The organism is Novosphingobium silvae, from assembly GCF_009856825.1.
GTDB classification, from domain to species: domain Bacteria; phylum Pseudomonadota; class Alphaproteobacteria; order Sphingomonadales; family Sphingomonadaceae; genus Novosphingobium; species Novosphingobium silvae.
Genome location: NZ_WVTD01000014.1, coordinates 100,862 through 113,357, shown reverse-complemented (window position 1 = coordinate 113,357; position 12,496 = coordinate 100,862). Strand labels below are relative to the sequence as shown.

The following is a 12,496-nucleotide window of genomic DNA, read 5'->3' as shown; positions in this document are numbered from 1 at the left end:
CGAAAACGCGCTGATCTTCGCCCTCGTCGGCCAAGTCGCAGCCGAAGCCGGCGTGCTGCTGATCATCATGTCTGCGGGGCCGGGCTGAGCGCCGTCCCGAAAAATCGACTTCGGCAGCGGGCTGTTAGAGCATGCGGTGACGGATCAGGTCGCGGCCCTGCAGCAATCGCAGCGTTCGCTGCTGGCGGAGATCGCCGAGCGCGAGCGGATCGAGGAGGCGCTGCGGCAGAGCCAGAAGATGGAGGCGATCGGACAGCTCACGGGCGGCGTCGCCCACGACTTCAACAACCTGCTGACCGTCATCCTCGGCAGCATCGATCTTCTCGCCCGCCCGAATCTCGCCGAGGAGAAACGGCAGCGCTATCTGACCGCGATCATGGAAACGGCGGAGCGCGCCGCCAAGCTAACGAACCAGCTTCTGGCGTTCGCGCGGCGGCAGCCGCTGAAGGCGGAGGACTTCGACGTGGTCGAACGCCTTCATCTCAATGGCGACGTGCTGCGGACGGTGACGGGATCGCGGATCGAGATCGGCCTCGACATCCGCTGTGACCCTTGCGTGATCAATGCCGATCCCACCCAGTTCGACACCGCGATCCTCAACATGGCCGTCAATGCCAGGGACGCGATGCAGGGCGAGGGCAAGCTGACGATCCTGGTGGAGGAGCGCAGCGGCATTCCCGCGACCTGGGGGCATGCCGCCGTGGCGGTACGCTTCATCTCTGTCGTCGTCTCCGACACCGGCGCCGGTATCAGCGAGCAAGACCTGCCGCGGATCTTCGAGCCATTCTTTACCACCAAGGATGTCGGTAAGGGGACCGGTCTCGGTCTCAGCCAGGTGTTCGGCTTCGCCAAGCAGTCGGGCGGCGAGATCGTCATCGAGAGCGAACCCGGGCGCGGCGCGTCGTTCACCCTCTATCTCCCCCGCGCCGAGGATCGGAGGGTGCAAGGCGGCGTCGATCTCACGCCTTCAGCGGCCCCGGCGCCTGTTTCGGGCGGCGGATGCGTGCTGCTGGTGGAGGACAATCAGCTCGTCGGCGAGTTCGCGGCGCAGCTCATCGGCGATCTTGGTTATGGCAACATGTGGGTGCCGAGCGCACAGGAAGCGCTGGCGTTGATCGAGGCGGAGCCCGGCAAGTTCGACATGGTCTTCACCGACGTGGTGATGCCGGGCATTTCCGGCGTCGAGCTTGCCGAAACCCTGCGAAACCGCTTTCCGAAGCTCCCCGTCGTGCTCACCAGCGGGTACAGCCAGGTCCTGGCGGCAGAGGGTACGCACGGCTTCGAACTTCTCCAGAAACCCTACACCGCCGATGGCCTCGCGCGCGTGCTGCGCACAGCGATGACGAAATGACCGAGATGGATGCAGCGCAGACGACCTGACTGGAACCCATCGTCTCGGGGAAGGTGTCCCTATCGAATTTGCACCCCCACGTCGAACCCCGCGACGTTGCACTCGTCATGCCGGCTGCCGTTCACTCAGAGCCTCGTGAGCGGAACGTCCCGCGTGCAACTCTCTTGCGAATGCAACTGACTCGCAGTAGCGGGCTTCTGCGACGCACATGAATGAGGGATAATATGCGCACCACTTCCACGGCTTTGGCCGCCATCATCGCATGCCATGCAGGCAGCGCGATGGCGCAGTCTGCCGCAGACGCCGCTCCGGCGGGGCGAGAGATCATCGTCACCGCCACCGGCAAGTCCTCAGCCACGTCGAGCACCAAGACCGACACGCCGATCATCGAATCGCCTCAGTCGATCTCGATCGTGAGCCGTGAGGAAATGGACCTGCGGGCTTCGCCGACTATCGCCGATGCACTGGCTTATACGGCCGGCGTTCAGGCCGAAGCTTTCGGCATCGACAGCCGCGTGGATGAAGTTTCGGTCCGTGGTTTCGGTGCGGGTGGCTTTTCGTCCAACAACAACTTCGTCGACGGCCTGCGCTTGCCTTCGGGCGGCCAGTGGACGCGTCCGGGCTTCGATTCCTTCGCGCTTCAGCAAATTGAAGTTCTGAAGGGGCCTTCCGGCGCGCTTTACGGCCAGACGGCTCCCGGCGGCGTCGTGAATGTCGTGAGCAAGAGGCCGACGGACACCTTCCAGGCCCAGTTCATGCTGCAAGGCATCGGGACGACGGATATGTCCAACTGGAACTATCAGGCTGCCGCCGATCTCTCCGGGCCGCTTACGGGCACGCTCTCGGGCCGTGTGGTGGGGCTTGCCCGCTATGGCGACACACAGGTCGATGGCGTGGAGATCGGGCGCCAGTACATTTCCCCCAGCCTCACCTGGAAGCCCGACGAGAACACCACCTGGACGCTGCTCGGGCAGTACCAGCGCGACGAAGGCGGATCGACGTTCCAGTTCCTTCCCGCGCTCGGCTCGCTCACCGAGACCAACGGCGGCTTTATCGCCAATGACGCGAACATCGGCGAGCCGGACTGGAACACTTTCGATCGCAACCAGTATCTCGCTGCCAGCTTCTTCGAGCACAAGTTCGGGGACAGCGGCCTGACGATCCGCAACAACACCCGCTATACGCATCTCGACACGCTCTACAGGGTCGTCGTCCTCTCCGGAAACACTCTCACGACCTGCCCGGCGACGATTGCCGGGTGCATACCCGGCCAGACCGTCGCTCGCCGGGCGGTACAGGGCATCGGTGAAAGCGACGGCATCGCCACCGACACCCAGTTTCAGTTCGACTTCGAGACGGGGCCCGTCAAGCATACTCTTCTTGGCGGTTTCGACTACTTCCACACCGAATGGCAGCACTACCGCGATCTGGTGTCGGCATCGCTGGTCCTGCCGGTGCTGGACATCCTTGATCCAGAACCGCGAGGCTCGGCAGGATTCGCGACCAATTTGTCCCCCCAGATATATACGGAAACCGTCAGCCGCCAGTCGGGCGCTTACCTGCAGGACCAGATCTCGCTGGGCCGCCTTCGGGTCACCGTAGGTGGGCGTCAGGACTGGGCGCGCGACAAGACCACGAACCCGATCTCGGGGCGGACCTACGTCAACAAGTCCGATGCCTTCACCTGGCGCGCCGGTGCGGTCTACCTGTTCGACAACGGCCTGGCACCTTACGCGAGCTATGCTGAAAGCTTTCTGCCGCAGGTCGCCGATCCGTCCACCACGATCGACGGGCTCGGCTTTGTGCCCACCACCGGGCAGCAGTACGAGGCGGGTTTGCGCTATCAAAGTGGCAGCAACATCTACCTGAGCCTGGGCGCCTACCAGATCACGCAGCAGAACATCGTCACTCCCGCGACACTGGCCGACCTGCCCGCCGGCAGCACCCAGGCGCAATTCGAAGCGCAGGCATGTTACCCGAACTGCCAGGTCCAGACCGGCGAGGGCCGCATTCGGGGCATCGAATTCGAAGGCAAGGCCTCGCTCCCCTGGGGCATGGCGGTGATTGCCACGACCACCAAGAGCTGGAGCAAGATCACCGAAACCAACACGAGCGCACAGCTGGGCAACAAGCTGCCTCAGGTACCGGAATGGATGGCCTCGCTTTTCCTCGACCAGCGCATTACGTCCGGTCCGCTGAACGGCCTCGGCCTTGGCGGCGGTGTGCGCTACACCGGCAAGAGCGTGGGGGAGAACGCCAACACGCTCGACATACCGGATTACGCGCTGTTCGACCTATTCGTGCGCTATGATTTCGGCAACGGCATGGTCGCCTCCGTCAATGCCCGCAACATCGCCGACAAGCGTTATGTCGCGACATGCACGGCGGTCTCTGCGTGCTACTACGGTCAGGGGCGCAGCGTCACCGTCCGCCTGGACACGCGCTGGTGAGGGGCCTGTGGCAGCTTCTGGCGGTTCTTGCGCTGACCGGCGCCGGGCCGCTCGCGGCCGAGCCGTGGCAGCTTGAGCGTTCGAACGTCGAAAGCGTCACCGCGCCGGACGGGCATTCCTACCGTGTGATGGTTGCATGGCCGCAGGGAGAACCTCCTGCCCAAGGGTGGCCGGTGCTGTGGCTGCTCGATGGTGAGGACAACTTCGCCATCGCCGCGACCACTGCCCGCAGGCTCGAGCGCGCGGGTGCCCGGTCCGGCATCGAGCCGGGAGTGATCGTGGCGATCGAGAGCGGCGACCTGCCGCGCCGCGTGCTGGACTACACGCCGCCCGCGCCGGGCTACACGATCCCTCAAGGCATGCCGGCGCACGGGCTTGCGGTAGGCGGAGGCAGCGCATTCCTCGACTTCATCGACCGGCGCCTTCGCCCGCAGATCGCAGAGCGGTTTCGCCTCGATCCCCGCCGCCAGACGCTGATGGGGCACAGCTTCGGCGGCCTTTTGGCTCTCGAGGCCATGTATGAGGGGCGCCCTTACTCGGGCATCGTCGCGGTCAGCCCCTCGCTGTGGTACGGAGACGGTGTGTTGGCACGTGCGGAAGCAAAGGCGGCAAGGGACGCGGGAGCGTCGCTGCTGCTGGCGGCCGCACCCGGCGAGCGAACCGTTGCGGGTCTCTCCGGCTCCGATGGCGAGGCGCTTGTCGGCCGCTGGCGCGCTCAGGGCCACGCCGCTCGCTATCTGCCGCTCCCGGGACAGAATCACGGGTCGACGATGATGGCGGCGATGACGGCCGGGATCGCGGCGGCATTCGGAAAGGGCGGGCAGTGACGCTGTTCTGGATCGGGGCGGCGCTGGTCATGGCGGGCGCGTTCCTGTTGTACCTCGCATCGCCCAACCAGTCCGTCACGGCCGCCGCTCTGCCGCGCCGCACTTTCGGGTGGGGTGGGGCTGCGGGCCTGTCCGGAGGGCAGGCGGTGCTGCTGGGATGGGCCGGTCCGGCAACGGCCGTGTTCATAGCGCTGACCTTCGCCTCGCTGGTCTGGAGCATCGTTCCGTTGCTCTTCCTATGGCTGGGCACCCGCAACGGGGCGGAGCGATGAGTGCGCCGCAACTGACGAGCCGCAACTGGCTGGGCAAGGCGAGCGCGGGGCTGATCCTAGGCTTCGTGCTGGCGCTCGGCCTCAGCGGGCTACTCGCCTGGTCGATCGGGGTGAGCGACACGTTCTTCTCGACCAAGGGCCAGTTGGCGATGTGGTCGATTTCGCCGGTGTGGTGCACCGTTCTCAGCCTCTGCTTCCTGTTCCGCTCGGGACTACGGGCATGGATCGGGCTGGGTCTTGCCAGCGCCGTCGTCTGGGCGGCCCTTTATGGCACCGGAATGCTGGAAGGAATGCTCGCATGAAAGTGCGCACCGACATCGTGCGGATGTACAAGGACATCCACGGCTGGGTCGGCATCGTCTCGGGCCTTGCGCTTTTCGTCGCCTTCTACGCCGGCGCGATCACGATGTTCGAGGAACCGCTGCAGCGCTGGGCTTCGCCGCCGAGCGTGCTGGCGCCGCCGGTGCCTCTCGAACGCACGCCCGAACTGGTGAAGGCAGTGCTGGCGGGGCACCCCGAGGCCGCGAAGGGCTATCAGGTGCACCTGCAGACCGGACGCGAACAGCCTGCGCGGGTAAGCTGGCAGGTTGACGATCCCGCAGGTGGCGAACATGGCGCGCGAAAGACTTTCTACGCAGCGCTCGACGCGGACGGGAAGCTGCAGGTGGAGGAGCGGGGCCCCTCTCCGGTAGCGGAGTTCATCGATGTCCTGCACCAGCAGGTCGGGCTGATGCTGGATCACGAGATCGCGATGCCGATCATGGGAGCGATCTCGCTGCTCTACGCCATTGCGCTGGTCTCCGGCGTGATCGTGCTCCTCCCCAGTCTGGTGAAGGACCTCTTCGCGCTGCGGGGTGGAAGGAACGTCAAGCGCATGTGGCTGGACGTCCACAACCTGCTCGGCGTGTTCAGCCTGCCGTTCCATGTCATCATGGCGCTGACCGCTGTCGTGTTCGCGTTCCACGATCAGTTCTATGACGCACAGGGCGCGACTTTCGCCCAAGCCCGGGAACGCCCTGCCGTGGCAACGCCACCGCAGCCGCTTTCGGCCGGGCCGATCCCTCCGGCTGCGCTTGTCCGGACGCTTGCGCGCGAGGTGCCGGGCTTCACGCCAGTGGCGCTCGCCTACGGCAAGGGACCCGACGGCTCGTTGACGCTGCGGGCGATGGGGCGCGATCCGCGCTATGGCCTGCGGGCGCCAACGTACACCCCGGCCATCCTTGGCCCCGTGACCGGCAGAGTTACGGGCGCAGACTACCTGGGCGGCAGGCAGGATGGCTGGGGCGCGACGATCACCAGCTTCTTCGCGCTGCATTTCGGCAGCTTCGGTGGAGCGGGAGTGCGCTGGGCCTATTTCCTGCTGGGACTGGGCGGCGCATTCCTGTTCTATACCGGCAACCTGCTATGGGTTGAAAGCCGGCGTCGGCGTGAGCGCAAGTCCGGTGCGGTCACGCAGACCCGGTCCACCCGCGTGCTTGGCGCGCTTACCGTCGGTGTGCCTCTGGGCTGCATCTCCGGTATCTCGTTGACGGTGGCTGGTGCCAAGCTTCTCGGCGCGGCTGCAACCTTGGGGTCGCACAGCCTGATCTATCACGTGACGTTCTTTGGCTTCGTTTTCTGGGCGATCGTGCGGGGAAGCGCGCGCAGCGCCGTGGAGCTGTTACCGGCCACCGCGCTGGCCATGGCCTGCATCCCGGCGGTGACGATCCTTGTCCGTTCCATGCACCCGGCAGAGGTTCTGCTTGTAGACTGCGTGGCGGCGGGCGCGGCAGCAGTCTTGCTTGCAGCCTGGACTGCCACGCGCAGGCGCGCCGGCTTCGGGCCGGTCGATAGCGTCTGGAGCGCGCGACGGAACGCGGCCTAGTCCCGAACCTTGGGGGGATAGATGACCACCCTCCGGACAGGGCGTCCTTGCGACCGGATGCAACGGAAGTTCCAGCGTTGCGCTGTCAGGGGCGGGACTGCGACCCAATGTCTCCGACCCACTGGCGCCGTTTATCCGGGCCGCTTCGATTGTGCTTGAACTGACGCGTGTCGTGGTGCTGGTATGGCGCGATGCTGACCTGCCGCCCTCGTGCCTGTCGTTCCCTTGATGGTGCTGCCGCATGACCACGGCTCTGGCCAGCCTTGAAGCGAAGGCGCGGGCGGCCCTTGCGGATGGCGACCTCCAGACGGCTGCTGCGGCCGCGACCGCGCTGGTCTCGCAAAGCCCGGAGCGGTCTGAGGGCTATTTCCTCATGGGCATGGTGGCCGCCGAAGCCGGCCAGATCGGGCGCGCGGTGCCTCTCGTCGAGGCGGCGGTGGAACGGGAGCCTTGTGCAGAGCATCTGGCCCAGCTGGCGCGGCTGCTGATCCTCCTGCGCCGGGACGGGGACGCCGGGAACGCCGCGCGCCAGGCGCTGGCGCTTTCTCCCCGGGATGCCCTGACCCTTGATACCATCGGCTGTGTCCTGGCCCGCCTCGGCGACCACGAGGCGTCGATGGCCCCTTTTACGGCAGCGGCGAACATCGCGCCGGACAATCTGGACTATCGCTACAACCTGGCGGCGGCCAGCGGCTTCACCGGGCGCGTGGAGGAAGCACGCCGGCATTACGAAGCGATCCTGAAGGTCGATCCGGCCAATGCCCGTGTGCACTATGCGCTGGCTATCCTTTCGCGGCAGACGGCGCAGGCCAACCATGTTCCGCGACTGAAAAAGGCGCTGGCATCGGCAGAGCGGCCCGACGACGCGCTTCGCATCCGCTACGCGCTTGCCAAGGAGCTGGAGGATGTCGGCCGCGCTGCCGATGCGTTTTGCCACTTGTCCGCCGCCAATGCCGCGCACAAGCAGGCGATTAGCTATGACTTCGCGCAGGATGCCGCGATCTTCGACGCGATCGAGGATATGTTCACCCGACAACTGGCAACGAGCAGCTTTGATCGCGGCGGTCATGGCAATCCCGATCCGGCGCCGATCTTCGTGGTCGGCATGCCGCGCACCGGCACTACGCTCGTCGACCGGATACTTTCCTCGCACCGCGACGTGGAAGCGGCGGGAGAGTTGCAGGCCATGCCGCTGGCGGTCAAGCAATTGTCGGGCACGCCTTCGCGCCAGGTCATCGATGCCGCGACGATCGCGGCCAGCGCCGCCATCGACCCTGCCGAAATCGGCGACGCCTACCTCGCGCGGGCGGCGCATCATCGGGCGAACGGCAAGGTTCGCTTCACCGACAAGCTGCCGGCCAACTTCCTCTACCTCGGACACATCCTGAGAGCACTGCCGAACGCGCGGATCGTGTGCCTGCGGCGCAACCCGATGGACACGGTGTGGAGCAACTACAAGAACCTCTTCGCCAGCCAGTCGGCCTATTACGCGTACTCCTACGATCTCATGGACACCGCGCGCTATTATCAGCGCTTCGACCGGCTGATGGCGCTTTGGGAAGACCTGTGCCCGGGACGGGTGCTGCAGCTGTCGTACGAAGGACTGGTCACTGATTTCGAAGGCCAGACCCGCCGGCTGCTGGAGCATTGCGGGCTGGATTGGGATGCGGCCTGCCTGTCTTTCCACACCAACCGCGCCGCTGTGGCGACGCCAAGCGCTGCGCAGGTGCGTCGGCCGATCAACGGCGATGCCGTGGGCCGGTGGCGCTCTCACGCGAAGGCGCTGGAGCCGGTGCGTGCCTGGTTTCAGGTGCAGGGCATAAGGCCGGAGTAAGAGCTGTTGGAGGCGCTTCCCCGGCCGGAAAAGCGCCTCCTGCGACATCAATACTTGATGCGTGCCTCGATGCCCACCGTGCGCGGGTTCAGCACCGTCTGGCGATAGTAACGCGCCGCTACTCCATCGTTTACGCCAATGCGCGAGCGATCCTGACCGACGGACACCACCGCGTACTTGTCGAAGATGTTGTTCGCGAAAAGGCTGACTGTGTACTTGTCGGTATCATACGACAGGGTTGCCCGGTGCAGGACGTAGCTCGGGATCTTGTCGCCGTATCCGCGATCCCAGCCGAGGCGCGAGACCACGTTGCCGCGATAGGTCGCGGTCCAGTTCGCACTGAACGTGCCGTCGCCCATCGGGACGGTGTAGGTGGCGCCCAGGCTGCCCGAGTTCTTTGCCGAGCCCGGCAGGCGGTCGCCGTCGAGCGCGTCGAGCTGGGTGAACTTGGCCGGCAGGTTTGGGTTCGCGGCCGACCTGTATGGGCCGTAGTAGCCGGGTATGGTGCGAATGGTGATGATGCCGGGGACGTCCTCGGTCAGCTTGGCATCGGTGTACGAATAGGTGCCCTGGATCGACAGCGACGGGATGGGGCGGAACTGGAACGAGGTTTCGAACCCCTGCGACTTGGCGGAGCCGCCGTTCACGGTGATGCCGGTCACGCCATAGAACGTGGCGGAATCCACCTGAATGCCATCCCATTTGATATGGTAGACGTTGAAGTTGAACGACAGCTTGCGCTCGAACAGCTGCATGCGCACGCCGATTTCCGCGTTCTTGGTCTTGTCCGGGCCATACTGCACTTCGTTCGGCAGAGCGCAGGCATTCTGCTGGTCGGCCGGCACCGGATCGGGGCAGGGTGCCACACGGTTCGGGCCGCCGATGCGGTAGCCCTTGCTGTAGGTGCCGTAGAGCATGAAGTCGGGCGTGAAGTTGTACGAGGTGTTGAACTTCCAGACCCAGCCGTCCTGCTTCGCCTTGCCGCCGGCCGAAGCGACGTCGTAGGGGCTCAGCGGATCGCCGAGCAGGGGCAGCACCAGCGCGCCCTCGACGTCCGACGAATACTTGAAGTACCGCGCGCCGCCGGTCACCTGCCATTCGGGGGTCACCCTGAAAGTGCCCTCGCCAAAGATCGCCTTTTCGGTGATCTTGGACTTTGTAAAGCTGACGTATTCCAGTTCGTCCGGATTGTCGGTGATGCCGTAGAAGCCGGTCAGGCCGGGAACGTATTCGGCGTAGTCGCTGTGCTGCTTCTGCTCGTTGTAGAAGCCGCCCAGCACCCAGCTGAACGGGCCGCCATGCCTTGAGACGAGGCGGATTTCCTGGTTGAACTGCTTGCGGCGGTTATCGGTCTCGTTCCAGCTGGAGAAGGCCGGGAACAGCTCGTAATCATAGTCGAGGTCGAGCAACAGGTCGGTGTTGTCGCTCTGCAGACGGGTGCGCACGTTGGTATAGGCCGTCGTCGAGACGAGATCGGCGATATCGGCCAGGTTCGCGTTCAGTTCCACCGAGGCAAGGTGTGCGCGGCGATTGGCGGGCTCGGCATAGCGGCTGGCGCTCTCGTACTTGCCGGTGCCCATCACGCCGGCGCTGTTCGCCTGCGCGCCGTCGCTCTTGGTACGCTGGAAGGCGTAAGTGAAGATCAGCTTGAGATCCTCGGTGGTCTGCAGGAGCAGCTGGTTGCGCGTTGTGAAGGTCTTCTCGAAGTTGAGATCCTCACGCTTATGGAGATTATCCGTATAGGCCGATCCGGTCGGACGTACATTCCCGCCGGGCTGGGGCAGGGATACACCGGGCTCGTTGATGAGCAACGGATAATCGATGAAGCCCGGATCGTAGTAGTAGCCCGTGGCGGACCGGAACGCGATGTGATCGCGCACGAGCGGGATGTTTATCATGCCATCCACCTGGACGCCCACGTCCACCGAATGGCTCTTCACATAGAGGCGGCCGTGCGCTTCGCTTTCGAAGGCATCGGTGTTGGGACGGTTGGGGATGTAGCGGATCGCGCCGGCAAGCGTGCCGAGGCCGTAGAGCGTGCCTTGCGGGCCGAGCAGCGTTTCCACGCGCGCGATGTCGAGCAGCTTGAAGTCGTAGTAGAGCGGTACTTCGCCAAGGTATACGCCCAGCGCGTCATCGTAGCTTGCGCCGTTCGAATCCGTATCGGAAGCGTTGAGGCCGCGCATGACGATGGATCCGGTCCCACGTGGGCCGGTATCCGAGATCGTGAGGCCGGGCGTGAAATCCGCAAGGTCGCGCACGTCGTCGATCCTCTGCCGCGCAATCTCGTCCGCTCCCAGCGCCGTGATATTGATCGGCGTGTCCATGATCGTGGTGGCGCGGCGTGTGCCGGTGACAACGATGGCGTTGCCGTCGTCGGTCACGGTCGCGTCCTGCGCCATGGCGGGCAGGCCCAGCGTCGTTCCGGTGAATACGGTTGCGGACAGCAGCCCGGCTCTCAATTTCGCGCGATATGTCATGTGCTTCCCCATTTTTCGGTTGATTTGACCCATCCCCGCCTGCTCCCGACAGGCGTGGCGGGATTGTTTTTGAGGACCCTCATTCGGGCGCCGATCCTTGTCGTGCGGTTGCCGCATCGACGCCCGTGCTGCCTCCGGCGGTCTCAAAACCCGCCGGAGCGTTCACTCCCTGTGGTATTCTCGCCCTATTTCGTCGGCGTTCTTTGCTATTCTTGCGTCAGTTGGCGGTGGCCGCCGCTTCGCCCGGCCTTGTCCTGAAGCGGTCGATCAGCGGCTGGAACGGGAACAGGAACTGCTCCTTGATGGACAGGCGCTTGAGATCGTCCTGGCCGACCACAGCGGCCTCGCCCTCGCGGTAGGTGCCGAAGATACGGTCCAGGAGGATCAGCGAGTTGGCGTAGTTGCAGCGCGTGCTCTCGTAGTCCGTCGAATGGTGCAGGCTGTGATGGCGGATGGTGGTGAAGACCTGCGAGTAGAACCGCGGCGGGTTCGCGCGCACGTTGGCGTGGGCGAACGTCGATACGACATTCAGCACGTTGTAGGCGCAGAACACCGCGGTGGGTGAAAGGTCGAACAGCGCCAGCACGCTCAGGCTGATTAGGAACAGCTCGATCGGGTTGCCCACCGCACCCTTGGCGGCGTTCAGCTGCGTGATGTGGTGGTGCGGAGCGTGGGTCAGCCAGAACGGAGTGGAATTGTGCATCAGGCGATGCAACCAGTATTGGCCGAACTCGATGACGAAGACCGCCAGCGCCACCTGCACCAGGAAGGGCATGTGCATCGCCCACTGGGTGCTGATGCCCAGCGAGGCCTTGGCCGCCCTCAGCGGATCCTCCACCAGCGCAACCGAAACCCAGGCGATCGCGGTGGCGCTCAGCACCACATAGAACAGGTCCGTGAAGAACTCGCGCCAGTTCATGCGCCAGCCGGAATGCCGCTCGTGCACGAACTCCAGCCCCAGCACGCCGACGGTGATCAGGGCGGACACGATGACGATGGTCGAGGGATTGCCGAGCAGCGCCTTGGGGCCGAAGGCCCAGAACGCGACGACCGCCGCCACGAACGCCGGGGGCAGCAGGTTGAACACGGTCTGCTTCAGCGCACTGGCGGTGCGTTCACCGGCGGGCGCATGAGCGTCGCCTGGAAGAACCGTGTTGCAGACTGGCAGTCGTTCCATAAGAAAACCCCCCATCCAAGCCGGTTGACCAGCTTGCTGTTACAGATTCTCTCTCCCTGTATTATCGCTCTGCCAGGCGAATTAGCACACGGTATGGATATTACGTTTCTCGTCAAGCGTATTAATTTCGATGGGCCCGTTCTGATTTTGACGCAGCCCGAACCACGCAATCCTGCCGCCTGAATGAACCGGCGTATCACGATGCCGGTGGACCGGGAGCGATAGCGCCCAAGGTCACTGG

At 64.7% G+C, this 12,496-nt stretch carries 9 protein-coding genes; 7 read left to right on the top strand and 2 right to left on the bottom strand.

All coding sequences use genetic code 11. The annotated features are described in order from the left end of the window. The first annotated feature begins 136 nt into the window (after positions 1–136). From GR702_RS16595 to GR702_RS16565, 7 genes are all read left to right on the top strand, one after another. Entirely contained in the window at positions 137–1,351 is a 1,215-nt protein-coding gene (locus GR702_RS16595; RefSeq protein WP_337192633.1) for an ATP-binding protein, read from the top strand. Between the two features lie 224 nt (positions 1,352–1,575). Continuing rightward, positions 1,576–3,801 (top strand): TonB-dependent siderophore receptor, encoded by a 2,226-nt coding sequence (locus GR702_RS16590; RefSeq protein ID WP_237449759.1) that lies wholly within the window; start codon positions 1,576–1,578, stop codon positions 3,799–3,801. Next, complete coding sequence (locus GR702_RS16585; protein ID WP_160986897.1) at positions 3,798–4,628, top strand: alpha/beta hydrolase-fold protein; 831 nt, start codon at positions 3,798–3,800, stop codon at positions 4,626–4,628. Before GR702_RS16590 ends, GR702_RS16585 begins: the two co-directional genes overlap by 4 nt. Next, positions 4,625–4,900 carry a hypothetical protein gene (locus GR702_RS16580; protein ID WP_160986896.1) on the top strand — a complete coding sequence of 92 codons (276 nt, stop codon included), beginning with the start codon at positions 4,625–4,627 and terminating at the stop codon, positions 4,898–4,900. Before GR702_RS16585 ends, GR702_RS16580 begins: the two co-directional genes overlap by 4 nt. Then, a complete protein-coding gene (locus GR702_RS16575) occupies positions 4,897–5,202 on the top strand; it encodes a hypothetical protein (RefSeq protein ID WP_160986895.1) in 306 nt (101 codons plus the stop codon). The genes GR702_RS16580 and GR702_RS16575 overlap by 4 nt, the downstream gene beginning before the upstream one ends. Next, complete coding sequence (locus GR702_RS16570) at positions 5,199–6,764, top strand: PepSY-associated TM helix domain-containing protein (RefSeq protein WP_160986894.1); 1,566 nt, start codon at positions 5,199–5,201, stop codon at positions 6,762–6,764. The genes GR702_RS16575 and GR702_RS16570 overlap by 4 nt, the downstream gene beginning before the upstream one ends. Before the next feature lie 241 nt (positions 6,765–7,005). Then, positions 7,006–8,598 carry a tetratricopeptide repeat-containing sulfotransferase family protein gene (locus GR702_RS16565; RefSeq protein ID WP_160986893.1) on the top strand — a complete coding sequence of 531 codons (1,593 nt, stop codon included), beginning with the start codon at positions 7,006–7,008 and terminating at the stop codon, positions 8,596–8,598. 47 nt (positions 8,599–8,645) lie between these two features. Here the strand turns inward: GR702_RS16565 and GR702_RS16560 are convergent, their stop codons facing one another. Together GR702_RS16560 and GR702_RS16555 are read right to left on the bottom strand one after the other, a co-directional pair. Then, on the bottom strand, positions 8,646–11,078 hold the full coding sequence (locus GR702_RS16560) for a TonB-dependent receptor (protein ID WP_160986892.1): 2,433 nt from the start codon (positions 11,076–11,078) through the stop codon (positions 8,646–8,648). A gap of 217 nt (positions 11,079–11,295) precedes the next feature. Further along, the gene (locus GR702_RS16555; RefSeq protein WP_160986891.1) at positions 11,296–12,255 is read right to left on the bottom strand and encodes a sterol desaturase family protein; all 960 of its coding nucleotides are present in this window, start codon (positions 12,253–12,255) and stop codon (positions 11,296–11,298) included. Positions 12,256–12,496: the final 241 nt, after the last annotated feature.